Origin of the sequence: Paramagnetospirillum magneticum AMB-1 (genome assembly GCF_000009985.1) — a bacterium.
Taxonomy (GTDB): domain Bacteria; phylum Pseudomonadota; class Alphaproteobacteria; order Rhodospirillales; family Magnetospirillaceae; genus Phaeospirillum; species Phaeospirillum magneticum.
On the sequence record NC_007626.1, the window covers coordinates 3,671,714 to 3,695,073 of the forward strand.

Annotated in this window: 21 protein-coding genes; 13 read left to right on the forward strand and 8 right to left on the reverse strand. The window is 67.2% G+C overall.

The window, feature by feature from the left end; translation table 11 throughout:
* Positions 1-126: 126 nt before the first annotated feature.
* The gene (locus AMB_RS17105) at positions 127-2,238 is read left to right on the forward strand and encodes a protein-disulfide reductase DsbD family protein (protein WP_011385742.1); all 2,112 of its coding nucleotides are present in this window, start codon (positions 127-129) and stop codon (positions 2,236-2,238) included.
* Between the two features lie 12 nt (positions 2,239-2,250).
* Here the strand turns inward: AMB_RS17105 and AMB_RS17110 are convergent, their stop codons facing one another.
* The 3 genes from AMB_RS17110 to AMB_RS17120 all read right to left on the reverse strand — a co-directional run bounded on the left by AMB_RS17110 (position 2,251) and on the right by AMB_RS17120 (position 6,577).
* Complete coding sequence (locus tag AMB_RS17110; protein WP_043744993.1) at positions 2,251-4,305, reverse strand: methyl-accepting chemotaxis protein; 2,055 nt, start codon at positions 4,303-4,305, stop codon at positions 2,251-2,253.
* 160 nt (positions 4,306-4,465) lie between these two features.
* Positions 4,466-6,001, reverse strand: coding sequence for a pentapeptide repeat-containing protein (locus tag AMB_RS17115; protein WP_011385744.1), 1,536 nt, complete (start codon positions 5,999-6,001; stop codon positions 4,466-4,468).
* A 96-nt stretch (positions 6,002-6,097) separates the two neighbouring features.
* Positions 6,098-6,577 (reverse strand): hypothetical protein, encoded by a 480-nt coding sequence (locus AMB_RS17120; RefSeq protein WP_043744996.1) that lies wholly within the window; start codon positions 6,575-6,577, stop codon positions 6,098-6,100.
* Between the two features lie 123 nt (positions 6,578-6,700).
* Between AMB_RS17120 and AMB_RS17125 the strand changes: the two genes are divergently transcribed.
* Together AMB_RS17125 and AMB_RS17130 are read left to right on the forward strand one after the other, a co-directional pair.
* Positions 6,701-8,542 (forward strand): ABCB family ABC transporter ATP-binding protein/permease, encoded by a 1,842-nt coding sequence (locus tag AMB_RS17125; protein ID WP_043744998.1) that lies wholly within the window; start codon positions 6,701-6,703, stop codon positions 8,540-8,542.
* 77 nt (positions 8,543-8,619) lie between these two features.
* A complete protein-coding gene (locus AMB_RS17130; RefSeq protein ID WP_011385746.1) occupies positions 8,620-8,919 on the forward strand; it encodes a phasin family protein in 300 nt (99 codons plus the stop codon).
* A gap of 23 nt (positions 8,920-8,942) precedes the next feature.
* On the opposite strand, the gene AMB_RS17135 is transcribed toward AMB_RS17130, so the two are convergent.
* Positions 8,943-10,313, reverse strand: a complete 1,371-nt coding sequence (locus tag AMB_RS17135) for a sensor histidine kinase (RefSeq protein ID WP_231848875.1) — start codon at positions 10,311-10,313, stop codon at positions 8,943-8,945.
* A 282-nt stretch (positions 10,314-10,595) separates the two neighbouring features.
* Here AMB_RS17135 and thrC point away from each other — a divergent pair, with 282 nt between their 5' ends.
* From thrC to AMB_RS17150, 3 genes are read left to right on the forward strand one after another with little or no spacing between them, the layout of a single operon-like run.
* On the forward strand, positions 10,596-11,999 hold the full coding sequence (gene thrC / locus AMB_RS17140; RefSeq protein WP_011385748.1) for a threonine synthase: 1,404 nt from the start codon (positions 10,596-10,598) through the stop codon (positions 11,997-11,999).
* The gene (locus AMB_RS17145; RefSeq protein WP_011385749.1) at positions 11,996-13,258 is read left to right on the forward strand and encodes a M16 family metallopeptidase; all 1,263 of its coding nucleotides are present in this window, start codon (positions 11,996-11,998) and stop codon (positions 13,256-13,258) included. Before thrC ends, AMB_RS17145 begins: the two co-directional genes overlap by 4 nt.
* Entirely contained in the window at positions 13,258-14,625 is a 1,368-nt protein-coding gene (locus AMB_RS17150) for an ABC transporter substrate-binding protein (protein ID WP_011385750.1), read from the forward strand. The genes AMB_RS17145 and AMB_RS17150 overlap by 1 nt, the downstream gene beginning before the upstream one ends.
* A 139-nt stretch (positions 14,626-14,764) precedes the next feature.
* Here AMB_RS17150 and AMB_RS17155 read toward each other — a convergent pair whose 3' ends face one another.
* Both AMB_RS17155 and AMB_RS17160 read right to left on the reverse strand, forming a co-directional pair.
* The gene (locus tag AMB_RS17155) at positions 14,765-15,175 is read right to left on the reverse strand and encodes an Rrf2 family transcriptional regulator (protein ID WP_011385751.1); all 411 of its coding nucleotides are present in this window, start codon (positions 15,173-15,175) and stop codon (positions 14,765-14,767) included.
* A complete protein-coding gene (locus AMB_RS17160; protein WP_011385752.1) occupies positions 15,175-15,678 on the reverse strand; it encodes a GNAT family N-acetyltransferase in 504 nt (167 codons plus the stop codon). Before AMB_RS17160 ends, AMB_RS17155 begins: the two co-directional genes overlap by 1 nt.
* Positions 15,679-15,925: 247 nt before the next feature.
* Here AMB_RS17160 and AMB_RS17165 point away from each other — a divergent pair, with 247 nt between their 5' ends.
* From AMB_RS17165 to AMB_RS17195, 7 genes are all read left to right on the forward strand, one after another.
* The gene (locus AMB_RS17165; protein ID WP_050750753.1) at positions 15,926-17,785 is read left to right on the forward strand and encodes an NAD(P)H-dependent oxidoreductase subunit E; all 1,860 of its coding nucleotides are present in this window, start codon (positions 15,926-15,928) and stop codon (positions 17,783-17,785) included.
* On the forward strand, positions 17,782-18,552 hold the full coding sequence (locus AMB_RS17170; RefSeq protein WP_011385754.1) for a 2Fe-2S iron-sulfur cluster-binding protein: 771 nt from the start codon (positions 17,782-17,784) through the stop codon (positions 18,550-18,552). Before AMB_RS17165 ends, AMB_RS17170 begins: the two co-directional genes overlap by 4 nt.
* On the forward strand, positions 18,552-19,103 hold the full coding sequence (locus tag AMB_RS17175; protein ID WP_011385755.1) for an NADP oxidoreductase: 552 nt from the start codon (positions 18,552-18,554) through the stop codon (positions 19,101-19,103). Before AMB_RS17170 ends, AMB_RS17175 begins: the two co-directional genes overlap by 1 nt.
* 13 nt (positions 19,104-19,116) lie before the next feature.
* Entirely contained in the window at positions 19,117-20,607 is a 1,491-nt protein-coding gene (locus AMB_RS17180) for a Ni/Fe hydrogenase subunit alpha (protein WP_011385756.1), read from the forward strand.
* 134 nt (positions 20,608-20,741) lie between these two features.
* A complete protein-coding gene (locus AMB_RS17185; RefSeq protein WP_011385757.1) occupies positions 20,742-21,209 on the forward strand; it encodes a hydrogenase maturation protease in 468 nt (155 codons plus the stop codon).
* Between the two features lie 108 nt (positions 21,210-21,317).
* Positions 21,318-21,839: a hypothetical protein gene (locus tag AMB_RS17190; RefSeq protein WP_011385758.1), complete on the forward strand. Its 522-nt coding sequence runs from the start codon at positions 21,318-21,320 to the stop codon at positions 21,837-21,839.
* Positions 21,840-21,858: 19 nt separating this feature from the next.
* On the forward strand, positions 21,859-22,149 hold the full coding sequence (locus tag AMB_RS17195; RefSeq protein WP_050750754.1) for a hypothetical protein: 291 nt from the start codon (positions 21,859-21,861) through the stop codon (positions 22,147-22,149).
* Between the two features lie 145 nt (positions 22,150-22,294).
* On the opposite strand, the gene AMB_RS17200 is transcribed toward AMB_RS17195, so the two are convergent.
* On the reverse strand, positions 22,295-22,801 hold the full coding sequence (locus tag AMB_RS17200; protein WP_011385761.1) for a response regulator transcription factor: 507 nt from the start codon (positions 22,799-22,801) through the stop codon (positions 22,295-22,297).
* Between the two features lie 21 nt (positions 22,802-22,822).
* A complete protein-coding gene (locus AMB_RS17205) occupies positions 22,823-23,317 on the reverse strand; it encodes a hypothetical protein (RefSeq protein ID WP_011385762.1) in 495 nt (164 codons plus the stop codon).
* Between the last annotated feature and the right edge of the window lie 43 nt (positions 23,318-23,360).

A 23,360-nucleotide genomic window follows, 5' to 3' on the forward strand; every position in this document is an offset into this window, starting at 1 on the left:
TTGGAAGTATCCGCCTCGGCGGAAGACCGGTCAACCGAGTGTAACTTTGGCCTTCCGGCGCGCCGTCATTGACACCGGCCGGGCGGCGGTGCTGTTGTTCCCGCCGGAATACGCAAGGACGACACCATGGCGTGGCTTAAGTCGATTGGGGCGTGGATCAAGGCGATTGGGATTGCGGCGACGCTGATGCTGACCGGACTGTCGGCCTGGGCGGCGGAGCCTGGGGGCTCGGACTGGGCCACCAGCGAATCCGGCAAGGTCCGCCTGGTCTCGGCCGCCACCGCCACGGGCGAGAGCGGGCAACTGCGCCTGGGCCTGCATTTCAAGCTGGAGCCGGGCTGGAAGATCTACTGGCGCACGCCGGGCGATGCCGGCTATCCGCCCAAGCTGGACTGGACCGGCTCGGACAATCTGGACACGCCCCGCCCCTCCTGGCCGGCGCCGCACCGTTTCGTGCTGTCCGGGCTGCAGAATTACGGCTATGTGGGCGAGGTGATCCTGCCGCTGGATGCCCGGGCTCCCGACGCCTCGCGGCCGGTGGCGGCCCGCCTGGCGGTGGAATTCCTGGCCTGTTCCCAGATCTGCGTGCCGCAGAAGGTGGATCTGCGCCTGGACCTGTCGCCGGGGGCGGGCCAGCCCTCGGCCTTCGCCCACGATATCGGCCGCTTCGCCGCCCTGGTGCCCGGCGACGGGCGCCGCCACGGACTGACGCTGGACTCCGCCGAAGCACTGGGTGGCGGTGAGACATCGGCGCTGCGGCTCGCGGTCTCGTCCACCGAACGCTTCGACGCCCCCGACGCCTTCGTCGAGGCCGAGGAGGTGGCCGCCTTCGGCCAGCCCAAGGTCAGCCTGTCGTCCGACCGCCGCCGGGCGGTGTTCGAGATTCCCGTCTCTCCCGGCGGCCTGCTCAAGCCCCTGGCCGGCGCCCCCATGACGGTCACCGTCACCGACGGCCTGCGGGCCTTCGAGACCCCGATTCAGCCGGTTCCCGGCAGTGCCGCCCCCGCATCGGCGGGCGGCGAGGCGCCGGGACTGGCGGGCATGCTGCTGGTGGCCTTGCTGGGCGGCTTGATTCTCAACCTGATGCCCTGCGTGCTGCCGGTGCTGTCCATCAAGGTGCTGGGCGTGCTGGGCCATGGCGGGGGCGAGCGCGGCCATGTGCGGGCCAGCTTCGTCGCCTCGGGAATCGGTATCGTCGCCTCCTTCCTGGCCCTGGCCGGTCTGGCCATCGGCCTGAAGCAGGCGGGCGCGGCGGTGGGCTGGGGCATCCAGTTCCAGCAGCCCGGCTTCCTGGCCCTGATGGTGGTGCTGCTGGCGCTGTTCGCCGCCAATCTGTGGGGATTGTTCGAGATTCCCATGCCCGCCTTCCTGTTCAACCGGGGCGGCGGGGTGGCCCATCACACGGTGCTGGGCCATTTCCTGTCGGGCGCCTTCGCCACCTTGCTGGCCACGCCGTGCTCGGCCCCCTTCCTGGGGACCGCCATCGGCTTCGCCCTGGCGCGCGGCCCCTCCGAGATCGTCGCGATCTTCACCGCCCTGGGCCTGGGCATGGCGGCGCCCTATCTGGCGGTGGCCGTCTGGCCGGATATCGCCCTGAAACTGCCCCGGCCCGGACGCTGGATGGTCGGCGTGCGCAAGGCCCTGGGCCTCGCCCTGGCCGGAACCGGGCTGTGGCTGCTGTCCGTGCTGATGGTCCAGGCGGGGGGGCTGGCCGCCCTGGCCACCGGCGGCGCCATGGCGGCGGCGGTGGTCCTTCTGGCCCTGCGGTCCCGCCTGCCGGCGGCGGCGCGTTCGGCGGTGGGCGCCTGCGTGGTGGCCCTGGCCGGTCTGGCCCTGGCGGCGCCGTTCCACGGCACCGCCGGCAGCGACGGCGGCACCGGATCGGGCGGCGCGGTGGCGTGGGAGCGTTTCGACTCCCAGACCCTGGCCCGCCTGGTCTCCGACGGCAAGGTGGTGTTCGTGGACGTCACCGCCGACTGGTGCATCACCTGCAAGGTCAACAAGGCGGCGGTGATCGAGCGGGGCGAGGTGGCCAGCCGGCTGTCCGCGCCCGGCGTGGTGGCCTTGCGCGCCGACTGGACCAAGCCCGACGAGAGCATCTCGCGCTATCTGGCGTCCTTCGGCCGCTACGGCATTCCCTTCAATGCCGTCTATGGCCCCAGCGCACCGGACGGCATCGCCCTGCCGGAACTGCTGAGCGAGGCCGAGGTGCTGGCCGCCCTGGACAAGGCGCGGTAGTGCCTCTTCCCCCTACACCGCGCGGATTTCGCCCAGGAAACCGTCGATAGTGGTCTTGAGGTTCACCGCCTCCTCGCCCATGGCCCTGGACGCATCCAGCACCTCGACGGCGGCGCCGCCGGTGCGGCCCGCCGCGTCCTGGACTCCGCCCACATTGGCCGAGACCTCGGCGGTGCCGGCGGCCGCCTGCTCGACGCTGCGGGCGATCTCCTGGGTGGCGGCGCTCTGCTCCTCCACCGCGCTGGCGATGCTGGCGGTGATCTCGCCCACCTCGCGGATGATGGTGACGATATCGGAGATGGCGCCCACCACCTTTTCGGTCTGCTGCTGCACCGAAGAGATCTGCTGGCCGATCTCGCCGGTGGCCCGGGCGGTCTGATTGGCGAGGTTCTTCACCTCGCCCGCCACCACGGCAAATCCCTTGCCCGCCTCGCCGGCCCGCGCCGCCTCGATGGTGGCGTTGAGCGCCAGAAGATTGGTCTGGGCCGCGATGTCGTTGATCAGGGTCACCACTTCGCCGATCTTGCCCACCATGGTGGCGAGGCCGGTGACGTCATTCTGGGCGTCGCCGGCTTCGGCCACCGCATTGCCGGAAATCTCCGCCGAGCGGTGAACCTGACGGCCGATCTCCTGGATGGAGGAGGTCAGTTCCTCGGCGGCGGCGGCCACGGTCTGGACATTGGCCGACGCCAGTTCGGTGGCGCCCGCCACCACCGTGGCCCGATCATTGGTATCACTGGCGGCCGCGCTCATGGCGGCGGCGGTGCCCTGCAACCGCTGGGCCGCCGACGAGACCGCCGCGACCATGCGCTCGGCCGAACCCTGGAAACGGTTGACCAGCGCCTCGATGGCCCGGCCGCGCAATTCGCCGTTATGAGCCTCGGCCAGTTGCTTCCTGGCCAGATCATGTCCCCGCATCATGGCGTCCTTGAAGATCTGGACCGAGCGGGCCATGGCCCCCATCTCGTCGGCCCGCTCCGTTCCCCCGACGCTCACGCTGAAGTCGTCAGCGGCCAGGCGTTCCATGGTGCCGACCAGGGAACCGATGGCCGAGGTCAGCTGGCGCACCACGGTCCAGGCCACGGCCAGGGCAATCACCAGGGCGGCGACGACGCCCAGGACGGTGGTGAGCAGCACGCCCCTGGCATCGCCGTTGACCTGGGCGGCCAGGGCCTGGACATCGGCGGCCATGTGGTCCTCGACCTTCTTCAAAAGATTGATGCGCGAGGTGGCGGCGGCGAACCAGGCCGGGCCGGTGACATCGCCGACCGTGCCGGTGGCGGGGCTGTCCAGACCGACCTTGCGCATGCGCTCCACCGTGCGGCTTGCCTCGTCATCCAGGGTGGTACGGAAGAAATCCACCTGGGCGGGGGCGGCGCTTTCCTGAAACTCCCCCAGAAACAGCTGCTGCTCGGCGACGATGGCGACGAAGCGGCGATAGACCTCCGGCTCGAACTTGCCCGAGGAGAAGGCGCCGGCAGCGGTGGCCCGCTCCTGCCCGGCCTTTTCCTTGCCCTCCATCAGCTTGAGATAGGCGCCGATCATGCGCCCCACCCTGGCGTCACTGGACAGTACGGCGATCTGGTTGACCATATCCAACTGAAACCGAATGGTTTCGGTGAAGTTGCCCAGGGCGGTACGGCCGTCCATGGCCAGGGCATCGATGGCGCCCCGGCTGGCGATCAGCGCTTCCAGACGCTTTGTCGCCTTGTCCACCTTGGGTGGAAAGCTGGCACCCAGGGCCGAGACGTCAATCCCGGCCAGGGACCGGGTCAGCTTTTCCCGCGCCGCGTCGGTCAGCTGGCGCTGGGCCTTGAGTTCCGCGCCAAACTTCTCGCCCTTGCTGCCGATGAAGACGGCCGAGGCGCCGCGTTCCTTCTGCACTTCGTGCACCAGGGCGCTGATCTCGGCGGTCAGCGGAGCGATCCCGGCCAGCGTCGACGTCTCCGACACCACCCGCGCCTTGTCACTGATCACATAGCCCGCCAGCCCAAGAATCAGAATGACCGGGAACAAGAAGGACAGGGCAATCTTTGCTGAAATCCTGAGATCGGTCAGCCGGAACATGGGCAACCCTCCGAACCTGAACTCTCTGGACAGGAGCCGAAGCTCCCCATCCAGGACCCGCCAACACCATACAAAGGTCATGGCTAAACATGCTCAATGTTGTATTGCTCGAGCATATTTTCAAGCAGGGAAGTGTCACGGCAGGAATTTGCGCACGGAATCAGACCGCCCGCTCGCCCTCCTCCAGGCGGCGGAAGACCCCGGGCGGCAGTCGGGTGGCCTTGTCGCAGATGGCCTTGTCGACCTGGGCCTGGGTCAGGTTCTCGGCCTTGGACAGGTCGGCGTCGCGAAGATCGGCGCCCATCATGATGGCGCCCTTGAAGTCGGCGCCGGCGGTTCGCGCTCCGCCCAGGCTGGCGCCGGACAGGTCGGTGCCGCGCAGCACGGCGCCTTCGAGATTGCTGAGGTTCAGCTTGGCGTGCCGCATGGCCGCCACCCCCAGATTGGCCCCGCCCAGATTGGCGGCGGACAAGGTGGCATAGCGGAAGTCGGACCCATCCAGACGGGCCTCGGCCAGGCAGGAATCCGACAGGTCCACCTCGCGGAAGGTGGCATTGGCGAGAATGGCGCCGGACAGGTCGGCCCCGGCCAGATCCATGCCGGTGAAGGTGGCGCGCTTGCCCTCGGCGCCATTGGTCTGCAGCCACTTGCCATGCTCGGCCACCACGGCCGACACGTCCAGCGCCGCCACGTCGCGGCCCTTGCGCGCCTTGTGGCCCGCCTGGCTCATGGCCTCGTCCCACTCCTTGCGGCGCTTGGCGGCACGGCGTTTGGCGGCCTCGGCATCGGGATCGGGGCGGATGCCCGCCACCTCGATGGGGCCGTCGGACAGCTTGCGGACGGGCGCCAGATCGTCATCGGACAGCTTGCCCCCGGCGACCCGGCGGGCGGGAGCCTCCTCGGAGACCGAGGCGAAGCCCCGGTTGCTCGGCGCGGGAGGGGCGGGGGATGTGGCGGGAGCGGGCTTTTGGACTGGCTTCGGCGCCGGAGCGGGCGGCGCGGCCTGAGCGGGCGGCGACGGCGCCTTGCCCTGCAGAACCTCCACCGGCCCGCTGCGCGACGGCCGGGGCTCGGCCAGCGAGGCCGCCGCGCCGGTGCGGGCTTCCAGCCGCGCCATCAGGGCGGCCACTTCGGGAATGGGCTGGGATGCGGCGGACTTGGCCGCGCCCGCCGGACCGGCGCCCTCCGCGTCCTTCATCTCGGGCAGCGGGTCGGCGTCCTTGATGAAATTGCGCTTGGGGGCATCGGACAGGCTGGCGGGCGGCGCCATGCGCTGGGGGGTGGCCAGGGTCTCGCCCACCCGGTGGCCCAGTTCGTGGCCCGAAATGGGCTTGGGAATCACGCCCTCGATGCCCAGGATCTTGGCGCGGTCGAGGGTATCCTTGAGGGTCGAGGGCGCCACCGCCAGCACCGGCAGGGCCTCATTGGGATTGCCCTGGGGCTGGCGTACCCCTTCGAGCACCCGCAAGCCGTTTTCGGGATGGGAGGCGAAATCGATTAGCAGGATGTCGAATCCCTGCACCAGCAGCTTGCCCAGATCGGCGAGCTGATCGAAGGACGCCACTTCGCGCACGTTCAGCTTACGAAAAGTCTGGCGGGCAAGGAAACGGAACTGGTCGTCCAGGCCGAACACCAGCACCCTGACCTTCTTCCAGTCGGTTCCCTGAACCGACTGAGTCACTGTCGGATGACGCATCTACGCACAAACCCTCATCGCTCCCGCCCCGCCACAATAGTCATCGCCACGGGCGGGAGCAATCGTCGAAGAGTGGCGGAATCTGTTGGCGTTGCGTCAGTGGCGGACCGGATTCCAGCCGGGATGGTCGAAATGGGCCTGATAGCGGTCCAACGCCTTGACCGCCGCCACCACGCCCTGGCTCCGCTCGCCGCCCCTGCCCTTCATGACATCGGTGGCGGTCATAAGGTCGGCCAGCACGATGTGGATCTGGGCATCGGCGGCCTCGGGAAGCTTGCACTGCAGGGCGATGCCGTCGATGTGGCGGGAAATGGAGGCCGCCAGGGCATCGTAATCTCCCACCGTGTAGCGCCTGTCATGCACCGGTCCCAGGGCGGCGCGCACCTCGCCGCCGATGGCCGCCATCCCCTGGCGGAGCGGGGCATCGGTCTGCCACTTGCGGCCGTGGTCGAGGGTCAGCGCCCCGGCCGCCGGTGCCGCGCCCTCATGGGCGTGATCGTGGGAGGACGCCGCTATGGCCGGGGCGGTAACGGCCAGGGCGGCAAGCAGGAAACCTGTGGCAGCGGTGCGGGACATGAGGTTTTTCTCCGGAGTGATGCTGGCCCGGAGCCTATCCGCCCAAACATGAACCGAAGATGAACCTTTAACTCCATCGCTTCCGAGGTTGCGACACGACCGCCGAGCCCTCATTTTGAGGAGATGAGAAGACGAGACCCATCCTCCTGGGACAAGGGGCGCGGCCAGGGGCCCGGCGCCGACTGGACCACGCTCCGCACGCTGTTCCCTTATCTGTGGCCGCCGGGCGAGGCCGGGCTGCGGCTGCGGGTGGTCGCCGCCATGATCCTGCTGGTGGCCGCCAAGGGCGTGGGGGTCGGCATCCCGCTGCTGTACAAGCAGGCGGTGGACACCTTGTCGGCATCGCCGGTCCTGGTGCCGCTGGCCCTGCTGGTGGCCTATGGCGCGGCGCGCGTCATGGCCGGCAGCTTCGCCGAGTTGCGCGACATCGTCTTCGTCAAGGTGGCGCAGCGGGCCATCCGCAAGGTCGGGCTGGGGGTGTTCACCCACCTGCACCGCCTGGGGCTGCGCTTTCACCTGGACCGCCAGACCGGCGGCGTGTCCAGGGCCATCGAGCGCGGCACCAAGGGCATCGAGTTCCTGCTGAACTTCATGCTGTTCAACATCCTGCCCACCCTGCTGGAGATCGGGCTGGTCACCGCCATCCTGTGGGGCCTGTATGACGGGGTGTTCGCCCTGATCACCGCGGTGACCATCGCCGTCTACATCGCCTTCACCCTGGGCGTCACCGAGTGGCGGACCAAGTTCCGCCGCGCCATGAACGAGACGGATTCCGAGGCCTCGACCAAGGCCATCGATTCCCTGCTCAATTTCGAGACGGTGAAGTACTTCTGCAACGAGGCCCACGAGGCCGGGCGCTACGACAAGGCGCTGGCCCGCTACGAGCATGCCGCCAGCAAGAGCAAGGTGACCCTGTCCCTGCTCAACATGGGCCAGGGCGCCGTCATCGCCGTGGGCCTGACCCTGGTGATGATCCGCGCCGCCCAGGGCGTTGCCGACGGCACCATGACGCTGGGCGATTTCGTGCTGGTCAATTCCTACCTGATCCAGCTTTACCTGCCGCTCAACTTCCTGGGCTTCGTCTACCGCGAGATCAAGCAGTCGCTGACCGACATGGAATCCATGTTCCGCCTGCTGCGGGAAAACGCCGAGATCGAGGACGCCCCAGGGGCCGGCCCGCTGGCCCTGCAGGGCGGCGAGGTGCGGTTCGAGGCCGTCAGTTTTGGCTACAATCCCGACCGCCGGATTCTGGGCGGCGTCGACTTCACCGTTCCGGCCGGCAAGACGCTGGCCATCGTCGGGCCGTCGGGAGCGGGCAAGAGCACCATCTCGCGGCTGCTGTTCCGCTTCTACGACGTGGATGAGGGCCGCATCGTCATCGACGGCGCCGACATCCGCGACGTGACGCAGTCGTCGCTGCGCGCCGCCATCGGCATCGTTCCCCAGGATACCGTGCTGTTCAACGACACCATCCGCTACAACATCGCCTATGGCCGCCCCGGGGCAAGCCAGGACGAGATCGAGGCCGCCGCTCGGCTGGCCCGCATCGACGATTTCGTGCAAAGCCTGCCCCAGGGCTACGACACCCGCGTCGGCGAGCGGGGACTGAAGCTGTCGGGCGGCGAAAAGCAGCGCGTCGCCATCGCCCGGACCATTCTCAAGCAGCCCGCCATCCTGATCTTCGACGAGGCCACCAGCGCACTCGACACCCAGACGGAGAAGGAGATCCAGGAGAGCCTGCGCGAGGTGTCGCGCAACCGCACCACCCTGATCGTCGCCCATCGCCTGTCCACCGTGGTCGATGCCGACGAGATCGTGGTGCTGGAACACGGCCGCATCGTCGAGCGCGGCCGCCATGCCCGGTTGCTGGAGGCCGATGGGCGCTATGCCGCCATGTGGCGCCGCCAGCAGGAGGCCCAGACCCTGCAGCGGCGTCTGGCCACCGAACTGATGGGGGCGGAATAGCCCAGTCCCGCGCTCCGTTGCCGCCGGCTTGGAAACGTGACAGAGTTCACGGGTATCACCGATAGAAGGAGGCCCCGATGTTCCCCAGTTTCGACCCCAAGATGTTCGAGGCCTTCAGCGCCGATCCGGCGTCCTTCCTGGGCAAGGTCGCCGAGTTCCAGCGCGCCAATTTCGAAGCCGCCCGCGAGATCACCGAGAATAACGCCAAGGCCTTCCAGCAACTGGCCGCCATCCGCGACCCGCAGCAGTTCGTCACTGCCCAGCCCGCCATCCTTCAGGCGGTGGTGCAGCGGAACATGGAGATCGTCACTCAGCTATGGCAGACCCTGGGCGGAGAAATGTCTCCCCCCGCCCCCAAGGGCAAGGGCAAGAAATAGGCCGTCGCCCCAAGCCCTGCCGGTTACTCCGGCAGGGTGAAGGTGAAGGTGGATCCTTCGCCGGGCACCGAATTCACCCAGATCCGGCCGCCGTGGCGCTCGACGATGCGCTTGCAGATGGCCAGTCCGATGCCGGTTCCTTCAAAGCAGTCACGGGTGTGCAGCCGCTGAAAGATGCGGAATATCCGCTCGGAGAACTCCGGCGAGATGCCGATGCCGTTATCGGCCACCGAGATTTGCCAGTACTCGCCGTCGCGAACCGCCGATACCACCACCCGCAGGGGCCGGGACGGCTCGCGATATTTCACCGCATTGCCGATCAGGTTCTGGAGCAACTGCGCCATCTCGCCACGCACGGCGGGAATGGCCGGTAACGGAGACCGGCATTCCACGCTGGCGCCGTATTGGGCGATGGCCGGTGACAGATTGGCCACGACGCCATCCACCACCTCGCCCAGGGGAACCGGCTCCAGCGGCTCCTCCATCCGGCCGACCCGCGAGTATTCCAGCAGGTCCAGCACAAGCTGATCCATGCGCTGGGCGCCTTCCTTGGCATAGGCGATGTACTCGGCCCCCTCGTCGCCGACCACGGGGCCGAAGCGGCGCTCCAGCATGCCCATATAGGCGCTGACCATGCGCAATGGCTCGCGCAGGTCATGGGACGCGATGAAGGCGAATTGCTCCAGGTCGGCATTGGACCGGGCCAGTTCCTCGGTCTTGGCCATCAAGGCCCGCTCGACCGCCTGGGATTCGGTGATGTCCTCGACGATGGACCAGATATAGCTTTCCCCGTCGCGGCCGGTGGCCAACATCCCCGACAGCCGGACGGGAACCCGTCGGCCGTCCTTGCGGATGTATTCCTTCTCGTAGGGCCCGTAATGCCCCAGGGCCTCCAGGCGCTCCAGCTGGGTGGCCTCGTCCTGGCCGAAACGCACCGGGGTGAGGTCCCAGTAACTCAGGCTGCGCAAATCCTCAATATCGTAGCCAACGATCCCGAGAAAGGCCGGATTGGCCTCGAGAAAACTGCCGTCGACACGATTGCGCGCCATGCCCAGCGGAGACTTCTCGAACATGGCCCGCAGCTTCTCCTCGTTGGAACGCAGCTCGGCCTCCACCTCGCGGCGACCCGCCATATCCTCCAAGAGGTGCTGTTCCGCCTGACGCCGGCGGTCCATTTCATCGCGCATGCGGCCGATCACCGCCACCAGCACCGCCAGTTCGGCGGGCGCCACCACCAGCGGCGCGAAGAAAGCCCCCGCCCAGACCACCGGCGGCACATGGCCGACCATGGCTAGGCTGACCAGGGCGGCAACCAGTTCGGCTACCAGCACGGCAAAGGCGGTCCCGCCAAAAAACAGCAGGTTCAGCGGCAAAGGCAGCAGCAGCCGTACCACGGAATCCCGGAAGACGCCGCTCCCATGCCCCCCGGCACGCACAATTTCACTTTCTGCCGACGCCCCTGGCACCACCCAAACCCCGATGAACAAGAAACAAAATGTAGCGATTTATGTCCATTCATAGAGTATGGTCAGGTTAAACCCGTATCAACACTTAAGTTATGGCCTATCCCTTTGCACCGACGGTTTACCCCCCGGTGCAAGCGGCGTGCTTGCTCCCTTCGCGCCGCATGGTTAGTGTATCCCTCTTTTACGTTTCGCCCTCGAAGAGGCTTTCCCTTGAAGTATGTGAGCACCCGCGGCGCCGCACCGGCCCTTGATTTCGACGACGTCCTGCTGGCCGGTCTGGCCCGTGACGGAGGCCTGTATCTGCCGGAAAGCTGGCCGGTCTTCTCCGCCGCCGACATCCGCGCCATGCGGGGGCTGTCCTACGCCGAGCTGGCGGTGCGCGTCATGCGCCCCTTCGTCGAGGGCTGCCTGACCGAGGCCGAGCTGACCCGGCTGTGCGCCGAGTCCTACGGCGCCTTCGCCCATCCGGCGGTGGCGCCGCTCAAGCAGCTGGGTCACAACCAGTGGGTCATGGAGCTGTTCCACGGCCCGACCCTGGCCTTCAAGGACTACGCCCTGCAACTGGTCGGCCGCCTGTTCGACCACGTGCTGAAGAAGAAGGGGCAAAAGGTCACCATCGTCGGCGCCACCTCGGGCGATACCGGCTCGGCCGCCATCGAGGCCTGCCGCGACCGCGCCGCGGTGGATATCGTCATCCTCCACCCCCATGGCCGGGTGTCCGAGGTGCAGCGCCGTCAGATGACCACGGTACTGTCGTCCAACGTGCGCAACGTGGCCGTGGACGGCACTTTCGACGATTGTCAGGATCTGGTGAAGGCGCTGTTCAACGACGCCGCCTTCAGAGACGAGATGAACCTGTCGGCGGTCAATTCCATCAACTGGGCCCGCGTCATGGCCCAGATCGTCTATTACTTCGCCGCCGGCGTGGCGCTGGGCGCCCCCGACGTGCCCATGAGCTTCTCGGTGCCCACGGGCAATTTCGGCAACGTCTTCGCCGGCTATGCCGCCAAGCTGATGGGCCTGCCGGTGGAGAAGCTGATCATCGGCTCCAACACCAACGACATCCTCACCCGCTTTTTCGAAGGCGGGGTGATGAAGGCCGACGGCGTGGTCCCCACCCTGTCGCCCAGCATGGACATCCAGGTCTCGTCCAACTTCGAGCGCCTGATGTTCCTGGCCCTGGGAGGCGACGGCGCCGCCGTGGCCAAGCTGATGGATGACTTCCGCAAGAACGGCGCCATGGTCATGCCCCAGGGCGCCTGGACCGCCATGCGCGAGGTGTTCGAGGGCTACCGCTTCGACGACGAGGCGACCCTGGCCGCCATGCGCTCGCTCAAGCGCTCCACCGGCGAGACGCTGGACCCCCATTCGGTGATCGGCGTCGCCGCCGCCCTGAAGGGCCACGCCGCCCGGGATTGCTCCATGGTCGCCCTGGCCACCGCCCACCCGGCCAAGTTCCCCGACGCGGTGGAAAAGGCCACCGGCATCCGCCCCGGCCTGCCGCCCCACATGGCCGACCTGTTCGAGAGGACCGAACGGCTTGACCGGATGGGCAATGATGCCGATCTCTTGAAGCAGTATGTGCGGGCCTTCGCCCGTCGGGAAAACGCATGAGCGAGATCAGGGAGACCCGACTTAACTCCGGCCTCAAGATCGTCACCGATCCCATGGACACGGTAGAGACCGTGTCGCTGGGCGTCTGGGTCGATGCCGGCACCCGGCACGAGCCCGCCGAGATCAACGGCGTCAGCCATCTGCTGGAGCACATGGCCTTCAAGGGCACGGCGCGACGCTCGGCGCTGGACATCGCCGAGGAGATGGACGCGGTGGGCGGCCACCTCAACGCCTACACGGCGCGCGACCACACCGCCTATTACGCCAAGGTGCTGAAGGAGGATGCGGCGCTGGCGCTCGACATCATCTCCGACATCTTGCAGAACTCGACCCTGGAGGCCGAGGAGCTGGGCCGCGAGCAGGCGGTGGTGGTCCAGGAGATCAACCAGGCCATCGACACGCCCGACGACATCATCTTCGACCACTTCCAGGCCACCGCCTATCCCGACCAGCCGCTCGGCCGCCCGGTGCTGGGCAGCGAGGAACTGGTGCGGGCCATGAGCCGCGATCAGGTGATGGGCTATCTGCGCGGCAATTACTCGGCGCCGCGCATGGTGCTGTCGGCCTCGGGCCGCATCGACCACGACCATCTGGTGGCCGCGGCCGGGGCGGCGTTCTCGCAACTGCCCCCTCATCACGCGGCGGTGACCGATCAGGCCCGCTATGTGGGCGGCGATTACCGCGAGGAACGCGACCTGGAGCAGGTCCACGTGGTGGTGGGCTTCGACGGCGTCGCCTATGACGACCCGGACTATTATTCCGCCTCGGTGCTGTCCACCCTGCTGGGCGGCGGCATGTCCAGCCGCCTGTTCCAGGAAGTGCGGGAAAAGCGCGGGCTGGTCTATTCCATCTATTCCTTCGCCTCGTCCTACAACGACGGCGGCCTGTTCGGCGTCTATGCCGGTACCGGCGAGGACGAGGTGGCCGAGCTGATCCCGGTCATGTGCGATGAAATCGTCAAGGTCTGCGGCGGCGTCAACGAGCCCGAGGTGCAGCGGGCCCGCGCCCAGCTCAAGGCCTCGATTCTGATGAGCCTGGAAAGCACCACGTCGCGCTGCGAGCAGTTGGCCCGTCAGGTGGTGATCTATGGCCGCCCGGTTCCGGTGGCTGAGGTGGTGGAAAAGGTCGAAGCCATCACCGCCGAGGATTGCGCCCGGGTGGCAAGGCGCCTGTTCGCGGGAACCCCCACCTTCGCCGCCATAGGGCCGCTGGGCAAGGTTGAGGACTTCCAGCGGGTGGCCGACCGCCTGAGGCCCTGATGCGCCGCAGCCTTTTCGCCCTTCTCGCCCTCGCCTGGCTGGCGCCGTCGCCGACGGCGGCCCTGCCAGTCACCACCGGCGTGTCCAACCCCACCATCGTGGTGGCGATCATCGCCACCCTGTCGGGGCCGGGCGCCATGGCGGGCCAGGACAGCGTCGACGGCTTTTCCACCGCCATGCGCCATCTGGGCGGCCGCTTCTCCAACCAGGAAGTGCGCGTCGTGGTCCAGGACGACAAGGGCTCGCCCGACACCGCCCTGGCGGTGGCGCGCCGGATGATCGAGCGGGAAAAGGTGGACTTCGTGGTGACGGCGGTGGGGCTGCCCTCCATGACGGCCATGGTCAAGACCCTGACCGAATCCCGCGCCTTCGTGCTGAACCTGGACGCCGCGCCCGCCAGCATGGCCGGCGCGACCTGCTCGCCCTGGTACTTCCAGGTGGCAACGCCGGTCCAGGCCATCCACGAGGCCATCGGCGCCCATCTCGGCGCCGAGAAAATGCGCCGCGTGGCGGTCATCGGCACCGACGCCCCCGCCACCGATCAGGCCATTGGCACCATCCGCCGGTCCTGGCCGGGCGAGGTGATCGAGATCCGACGCCCGCGCCACGGCGCCACCCGCTATACCGAAGAGATCATCGCCATCCGCCACGCCTCGCCGGACGCGGTGATCAACCTGCTGACCGGCGGCATGGGCGGCGCCTTCGCCCGCGAATACGCCGTCTCCGGACTGAAGGGCGACGTGCCGCTGATCGGCGTCTGGCAGGGCTGGGAGCGCCCCATGCTCCCCGCCATGACCGAAGCGGGCATGGACGTGCTTAACGTGGCGCCCTGGAGCCCCGATCTGGAAACGCCGCTGGGCAAGCGCCTGATCACCGATTTCGAACTGGAATACGGCCGCCCGGTTACCGGCTGGGTCGCCCAGGGCTATGACACCGCCCAGATGCTGGACGCGGCGCTACGCGCCACCGGCGGACGCGCCGGCGATCGCGACGCAGTGCGCAATGCGCTGAGACGGGCAGAATTCCCCTCGGTGCGCGGGACCTTCCGCTTCGACACCAACCATTCCCCCTCGGTCAATGTCTATCTGCGACGCACCACCCGCGACGCCAAGGGGCGGCCGACCGAGGAGTTGCGCTCGACCCTGCTCAAGGACTGGCACAGCCGCGACGTGGCCCTGTGCCCCATGCGCTGGACCGAGGAACCGGCCCCCGGCCATGCGCCGGGCACCGCGCCCCCCAAGCCCAGCACCCCCGCCGCCGCGCCTGGACAGCCACCCAAGCCGAAACCGCCGACGGTTCCGGGCCAGCAGCCTCCGGCCAAGCCAAAGCCACCGGCAGCGGCGCCTCCTGTCGGACAGGCACGCTAAACGATCATGTCATCCTGAGCGCAGCGAAGGATCTCCGCCTGGACCGGCGGCGCCAATTCTGAAAAGCCGTGCCAGGATGAGATCCCTCGCCTCCGCTCGGGATGACACTTCATCCTTATCCTTCCGGAAAACGCCCCCGCTACCGGTGCTTTTCCACCAGCTTGATCATGGTGTCGAGGGTGATGGAGGCGAAGGTGGCGCGTGCCGTGTCCTCGATCTCCATCAGCACCTGGCATAGGCCCTTGCCCTCGGCGGTGTCGTCGCCGTCTTCCCGCTCGCCGTGGCGGATGGGGTCGATGGTCTCGAACAGCTGGATGATGTCCAGCAGAGTGGTGCGCCGCCGGTTGCCGGAAAAGCGGTAGCCGCCGCCGGCGCCGCGCACCGCCTCGACCAGGCCGACGCGGCCCAGGGAGCGCAGCACCTTGGCCAGATGGTTGGTGCTGATGCCGTACTTCTCGGCGATCTCGTTGGCCGAGAGCTGGCGGTCCTGGCCCGAGGCCAGTTCCAGGATGGCGAACAGGGCGCAGCGCGTGGCTTTCTGGAGCTTCATCAGAGATCCTTCTCGAACTGGATGAAGGGACCGGCCATCATGCCCTGGCTGCGGAAGAAGCTCATGATCAGGGTGTCGTCGCGCGCCAGCATGGTCCGCACCTTGGAGACGCCCGCCTTGCGGAAGCGGTCGTTCAGGGCTTCCAGCAGCACATGGCCGACGCCGCCCTGGCGGGTGTTGTTGCGAACACCGATGGCAAAAATCCAGCCGCAAGGGGGAGAACCGAACTCCCAGGCGCGGACTTCACCGATGATGAATCCAAGAACCGCCTCTCCGTCACAGGCCACCAAGAAAAATCGGTACCGTTTTACGGATTTCGGCTGAGTGTCATCATCCACATCAGTTGAGCGGCTATTGTAACGCTCCAACAAATCTTCCCAATACTCGGCCTTGGACAGACCAGTATTCTCGGTATCGATCGCAATCACTTGCGGAATGTCCGTCGCCTTTGCGAGGCGGACGGTGCATTTTCTTTCCGATTGCCGAGCCTGTGGATTTGCCATCGAGACCGTCTCCAGTACTAGTGAAATCGTTCTACTGCACGGTGCCGGTGATTACAATGCCGTTTCTGACACGGCACCTTTGTCGCTACGCGAAAGTATCACGGCCGCCATGCCTCATATCTGCACGGGGCGGGTTGGCGGATGCCCTTGCCGGGTGTAGGCTTTTTTCTCCAATCCCCGGACAACAGGGGACAGGCCATCGTTCAAGAGCGTGGCTTTCGCCATGCGCGAGGTGGGGAGAATTCGAATGCCCAAAGGGAATCCCAACGGTTCCGACGCCGGCACCGTTGTGTCGGCGGTTCTGGCCCGCCACGGGGCCGATGGCACCCGGCTGATGCAGATCCTGCGCGAAATTCAGGAAGAGACCGAGTGGCTGTCGCCCGACATCCTGACCCGGGTGGCCGAGGGCACCAGGCTGCCCCGCGGCCAGGTCGAGGGAGTGGCGGGCTTTTACCACTTCTTCCATACCGAGCCCCTGGGCCGCTATCGCGTGCTGTGGAGCGACAACATCACCGACCGCATGGCCGGCAATGCCGACCTGATGGCCCGCATGTGCAAGAAGCTGTGGCTGAAGCCGGGACGGGTCTCCGAGGACGGCCTGGTCAGCGTCGACACCACGTCGTGCACCGGCCTGTGCGACCAGGGTCCGGCCCTGCTGGTCAATTACCGCCCGATCACCCGCATGACGGCCCAGCGGGTGGACCAGATCGTCGAGCTGATCCGCCACAAGACGCCCCTGGCCGAGTGGCCGGCGGAATTCTTCAAGGTGGAAGACAATATCCGGCGCAAGGACGCCCTGCTGGGCGCCGACTTTGCTCCCGGTGACGCCCTGAAGGCGCTGAAGAGTCCCCAGGAGGTGCTGGATTCCGTCAAGGAATCCGGCCTGCGCGGCCGTGGCGGCGCCGGCTTCTCCACCGGCCAGAAATGGGATTTCTGCCGCGCCGCCGTGGGCACCGGCCCCCATGCCGCCCATTACGTGGTGTGCAACGCCGACGAGGGCGAGCCCGGCACCTTCAAGGACCGCGTGCTGCTGGCCTCCTACGCCGGTCTGGTGTTCGAGGGCATGACCGTCTCGGGCTATGTCATCGGCGCCCGCAAGGGCATCGTCTACCTGCGCGGCGAGTACCGCTACCTGCTGGAGCCGCTGAACGCGGTGCTGGAAAAGCGCCGCGCCGCCAAGCTGCTGGGCAAGTCCATCCTGGGGCGCACCGGCTTCGACTTCGACATCGAGGTTCACCTGGGCGCCGGCGCCTATGTCTGCGGCGAGGAAACCGCCCTGCTGGAAAGCCTGGAGGGCAAGCGCGGCGTGCCGCGCAAGCGTCCGCCCTTCCCCGTCACCGCGGGCTATCTGGGCCAGCCCACCGCCGTCAACAACGTGGAGACCCTGGCCTCGGCAGCCCTGATCGCCGCCAAGGGCGCCGCCTGGTACAAATCCATCGGCACCCCCAAATCGGCCGGCACCAAGATCTTGTCCATCTCGGGCGATTGCGAGCGGCCCGGCATCTACGAATATCCCTATGGCGTCAAGGTGTCCCAGGTGCTGGCCGATTGCGGCGCCAGGGATACCCAGGCCTGCCAGATCGCCGGCGCCTCGGGCCTGTGCGTGGCGCCCAACGAGTTCGGGCGGCGCATCGCCTTCGAGGACATTCCCACCGGCGGCTCGTTCATGATCTTCGACAACACAAGGGACATGTTCCAGGTGGCCCGCAACTTCGCCCATTTCTTCGTGCATGAAAGCTGCGGCTTTTGCACCCCCTGCCGGGTGGGCACCACGCTCTTGGCCAATGCCATGGACAAGATCGACGAGGGCCATGGCGGCGAATACGACATCAACGACATCTGGCGGGTCATCCGCACGCTGAAGACCGCCAGCCATTGCGGCCTGGGCCAGACGGCCGGCAACGCCGTCGCCGACACGCTGCAGAAGTTCCGGCCATCCTACGAGCTTCGGCTCAATGTGCGCGACTTCGAACCCGCCTTCGATCTCGACAAGGCGCTGTCCAAGATGCGCGAGGTGACGGGCCGCGACGATCCCGGCGCCCACTTCCACATCGCCCACCGGAAATCCAGGGCCGGCCTCGGCACCAAGGCGGGAGACCCGTCATGAGCGATCCCAAGACCTTCTTCCTCGATGAAGAGGAAATCCCCTTCGAGGAAGGCCAGACCATCATCCAGGCGGCGCTGACCGCCGGCAAATATATCCCGCATCTGTGCTACCACCCGGAATTCAAGCCGCATGGATCGTGCAAGCTGTGCACGGTGCGCATCGATTCGCGCACCGTGACCACCGAGGACGGTCAAAGCGTCAAGATCCCCGGCCGCGCCGCCGCGTCGTGCACCACGCCGGCCCAGGCGGGCCAGCATGTGGAAAGCGAGGTGCCGGAAATCCTCGATCTGCGCCGCACCCTGGTGCAGATGCTCCTCGTCGAGGGCAACCACTACTGCCCCTCTTGCGAAAAGAGCGGCAAGTGCCTGCTGCAGGGTCTGGCCTACGACCTGGGCGTGATGGACCCGCACTTCCCGCAATATTTCTCCAAGCGCGAAGTGGACGCCAGCCACCCCGACATCCTGCTGGACCTCAACCGCTGCATCCTGTGCGAGCTGTGCGTCCGGGCCAGCGCCGAGGTGGACAAGAAGAACGTCTTCGCCATTTCGGGACGCGGCAACACCAAGCACCTGATCTGCAACTCGGAAAGCGGTGAACTGGGCGACACCAATCTGGCCGCCACCGACAAGGCCGCCAATGTCTGCCCGGTGGGCGTGATCCTGCACAAGCGTCACGGCTTCGAGGTGCCCTACGGCCAGCGTCGCTTCGACAAGGCGCCCATCAGCGACAATCCGGTGCAATACGCGCCCGTCAAGGAGCAGGTGTGATGAACGCTCCCCTCCCCAAGCGCAAGCTCAAGGTCGCCACCACCTCCCTGGCCGGCTGTTTCGGCTGCCACATGTCGTTCCTCGACATCGACGAGCGCATCCTCGATCTGGTGGAACTGGTGGAATTCGACCGCTCGCCCATCACCGACATCAAGCATTGCAGCCCCGATTGCGACCTCGGCATCATCGAGGGCGGCGTGTGCAATGCCGAGAACGTCCATGTGCTCCACGAGTTCAGGAAGAACTGCAAGATCCTGATCGCCATGGGGGCCTGCGCCATCAACGGCGGCCTGCCCGCCCAGCGCAACTCGCTGGACATCAGGGACATCCTGGCCGCCGTCTACGCCCAGCCGGGGCGCGGCGTGCACATTCCCAACGATCCGGAAATCCCGCTGCTGCTGAACGAGGTGCATCCCCTGCACGAGGTGGTCAAGATCGACTACTTCCTGCCCGGCTGCCCGCCCAGCGGCGACGCCATCTGGAAGTTTCTCACCGACCTCTTGGCCGGCCGCACGCCCACCCTGGGCCACGGCCTGATCCATTACGACTGAAGGAACGGCCGCGATGAGGCACCAATTCGAACTGGAAACCGCCAAGACCCCCGAGGCGCTGAAGCGCATCGTCATCGAGCCCGTGTCGCGGGTCGAGGGACACGGCAAGGTCACCATCCTGCTGGATGACAACAACCAGGTGCATCAGGTGCGCCTGCACATCGTCGAGTTCCGGGGCTTCGAGAAGTTCATCGAGGGCCGCCCCTACTGGGAAGTGCCGGTGCTGGTCCAGCGCCTATGCGGCATCTGTCCGGTCTCGCACCATCTGGCCGCCTCCAAGGCCATGGACATGATCGTCAATGGCGGCATCCTGACGCCCACCGCCGAGAAGATCCGCCGGCTGATGCATTACGGCCAGATGCTGCAGAGCCATGCCCTGCACTTCTTCCACCTGTCGTCGCCCGATTTGCTGTTCGGCTTCGATTCCGATGTGGCCAAGCGCAACATCGTCGGCGTGGCCGCCGCCAATCCGGACGTGGCCAAGATGGGCGTGCTGCTCAGGAAGTTCGGCCAGGAGGTGATCCGCGTCACCTCGGGCAAGCGGGTGCACGGCACCGGCTCGGTCCCCGGCGGCGTCAACAAGTCCCTGACCGCCGAGGAGCGCGACTATCTCCTCAAGGATTCCGACCAGATGATCGCCTGGAGCCGCGACGCGGTGCGCATCATCAAGGGCCTGCACCGCTCCAACCCGGCGCTCTACGACGCCTTCGGCGCGGTGCCCTCCACCATGATGAGCCTGGTGGACGACAAGGGGGCGCTGGACTTCTACCACGGCGCGCTCCGCGCCCGCGACAAGGATGGCGAGGTCATCTTCGATCAGGTCAGCTATCAGGGCTACAACACCCTGCTGACCGAGGGCGTCAAGTCGTGGAGCTACATGAAGTTCCCCTACATCACCACCCTGGGCGAGGAGAAGGGCTGGTACAAGGTCGGCCCCCTGGCCCGCATCCAGAACTGCGACAGCATCCCCACGCCCCAGGCGGAGGAGGAGCGGGTCGAGTTCGTCGCCCATGGCGGGGCCAAGCCCATGCACGGCTCACTGGGCTTCCACTGGGCGCGCATGATCGAGATGCTGTGCGCCGCCGAGACCATCAAGGACCTGCTGCTCGACCCCGACATCATGGGGGCCGACCTGATGGCGGAAGGTCCCCGGCGCGGGGAAGGCATCGGCGTCATCGAGGCGCCGCGCGGCACCCTGTTCCACCACTACCGCGTCGACGACAACGATCTGGTGACCTATGCCAACCTGATCGTCTCGACCACCAACAACAATACCGCCATGAACGTGGCGGTCCGGGACGTGGCCAAGAACTACCTGCAGGGGCACGAGATCACCGAGGGATTGCTGAACCACATCGAGGTGGCCATCCGCTGCTTCGACCCCTGCCTGTCCTGCGCCACCCATGCGCTGGGCAAGATGCCGCTGGAAGTGACCCTGGTCGACGCCACGGGGGCCGAGATCGACCGCATGACCAAGGACAGCGAGGGGCGGATCGGAAAGTGAGATTTTCCCCAGCCCTGTCGCGTCATCCCGAGCGAATGCGAGGGATCTCATCCTGGAACGACGTTTCCCTTTCGAAAACGCCGCACCAGATGGAGATCCCTCGGCTGCGCCTCGGGATGACAGGCTGAGATGCCATGACCGCCCCCACCCTGATCTTCGGCTGGGGCAATCCGTCGCGCGGCGACGACGCCCTGGGCCCGGCCCTGCTGGACGCCGTCGAGGCGCTGCTGGACGCCCATCCCCACTGGGGGCCGGTGGACATCCTGACCGACTTCCAGCTTCAGGTGGAGCACGCCCTGGACCTGGAGGGCCGCGACCGGGTGCTGTTCGTCGACGCCTCGTCGGCACCGGGCGACGCGCCGTTCCGCGCCGAGGCCATCGCCCCGGCCCGGGACTCGTCCTTCAGCAGCCATGCCCTGTCGCCCCAGGGCGTCATGCATGTCTATACGGAGATCAAGGGAACGGCGCCGCCGCCCTGCACCCTGCTGGCCATCGCCGGCGAGGCCTTCGAGTTGGGGGAGCCCCTGAGCCCGGCGGCCGAGAGCAATCTGAAGGCTGCCTTGGCCTGGACCCGGGACTGGCTGGGACGCCGGCCCGCCTGAACGGGTTGGGAAATCCGTTCCCCGCATGGCCGACTGCCCAAGACAGCGCATGTGGGCCACGGGATAGAACGCTATTGTTGCCAAGCTTGTGAACAGGGGTATTCCATCATGTCCGAATCCGACCTGATTTCCCGCCTGCAGGGCTTTCCCGCCCCCGCCTGCCGCTGCGCCTCGGCGGCGGAGACCGGGCGGCACGACGGCAATTGCCTGGCTGGCCTGCTGGCCGAATCGGTGGCCGAAATCGGGCGTCTGCGGGCCGAGAACGGCCGATTGTCCTCCATGACGGTGACCGGCGCCCCGGGTCGCGCCGCCGACCGTCAGGTCTGCGTGCGCCTGATGTGCTATTACGGCTCGGACGGGGTGTGGAACAGCGAGGACGAGACCGCCGATCCCGCCCCGCTGCTGCTGTCGCCCGGCCTCAAATCCGAGATCGTGGCGTGGAAGCAATCCCTGGACCGGGTCGAGGCGGTGACCCCCGCCGTGACCGAGGCCTTCCAGACCCGGGCGCTCAACATCGCCCGGCGCATCAAGGAAGAGATGCCGGGCTGGAAGGTGGTCTATATCGATCGCACCAAGTCGGGCGCCGACATCCGCAACAAGGACTATTTCGAGCACGAAGTGACGCTGTGACCCCTTTGCCGTCATTCCGGTGAAGGTCGAGCTCCACTCCGGCGCGCCCGCCAAGCCCGCTTACGGGCAGGCGTGCAACGGCTGCGGCCTGTGCTGCGCCGTGGCCACCTGCCCCCTGGGAATCGTCCTGTTCCACCGGTTCAAAGGTCCCTGCCCCGCCCTGCAATGGAGGGATGATCGCTATGTCTGTGGCGTGCTGGCCGAACCGGGGCGCTTCGCCCCCCTGCTTCCCCGCCGCTGGGCGGCAAGGCTGGTGGCGCGCTGGATCGCCGCCGGCAAGGGCTGCGACTGCCGCCACGAGGTGGGGTGAAGGCCGCAGCCTTCAGCGGGGCTGCCGCCCCGGCCCCGCTTGGAGACGAGGTCTCCAAACCTCTCTTTTGCTTCTTCATGAAATCAAAGGGGGACCGGGGCATCGCCCCGGGCGGGTGCGGGCGGCAGCCCGCCCTTGAGTTGCTCTACCCCTCGTAGAACTTCGACCAGCTGCAGGCGCGGCACGACCCCACGGCTCCGGCTTCGGTCTCCAGGGAATAGCGCACCCGGCTGCCGCAGACGGGGCAGGAGGTCGGGCGCTTGGGCGGCGTTCTGACCGGAACCGACGGCACCCGCCGCAGCAGCGACTTGATACGGGCCAGCAATTCGCGCCGGTCGCACGGCTTGCTCAGGAATTCGTCGGCACCGATTTCCAGACCGTGCAGCTTGTGCTCCAGGGCCGTGTGACCGGTCAGCAGGATGATGCCCAGGGCGAAACGCTCGCGCAGGCGCTGGACCAGGGTATAGCCGTCCTCGCCCGGCATCTCCACGTCAAGAAGCACCAGATCGGCGGGACCGGCGGCCAGGGCCGCCCACATCTCCTCTCCGCCGCCACAGGGAGTGACGCGGTACCCCTGGGCGGTCAGGATGCCGGAAAGAATCGAGCGGACGGTGGCATCGTCGTCCACCACCAGAATGTGGGCGGGTGTCATGAACGGTCGAAAGAGCCCTGGCTAGTCGTCGCGGTTCTTGTTGCCACGACCCGGATTTTCCCGCTCGCCTCGCCCGTCACGGCGGTGCTCGTAGGAGTTTCCCGGCCCGTCACGGCGGTCCCGATCACGGTAGTCGCGATCCTCGCGGCGGTCCCGGTCGTCGCGGCGATCCCGGTCACGCACGTCGCGGTCGCGATCTCCACGGCGATCACGGTCATCACGGTCGCGATAGTTCCTGTCGCGGTCGTCGCGGCGATCACGGTCACGCACGTCGCGGTCGCGATCTCCACGGCGGTCCCGGTCATCACGGTCGCGATAGTTCCTGTCGCGGTCGTCGCGGCGATCACGGTCGTCGCGGCGCGGCGCGGCCTTGTCGACGGTGTCGCGGGCAGCCTGGCCGGCGGCATCGGTGGCGGCATCCTTCAGGACGCTTCCCAACCCGCCGCTATCGGCGGCGGACGCCTGTCCAGCGGCCAGCCCCAGCATCAGGGGAACCAGCAGAACCCAGACTTTCATGACCACCTCCACGGATTGCCTGGCCAAAGCCTACGACGAAATC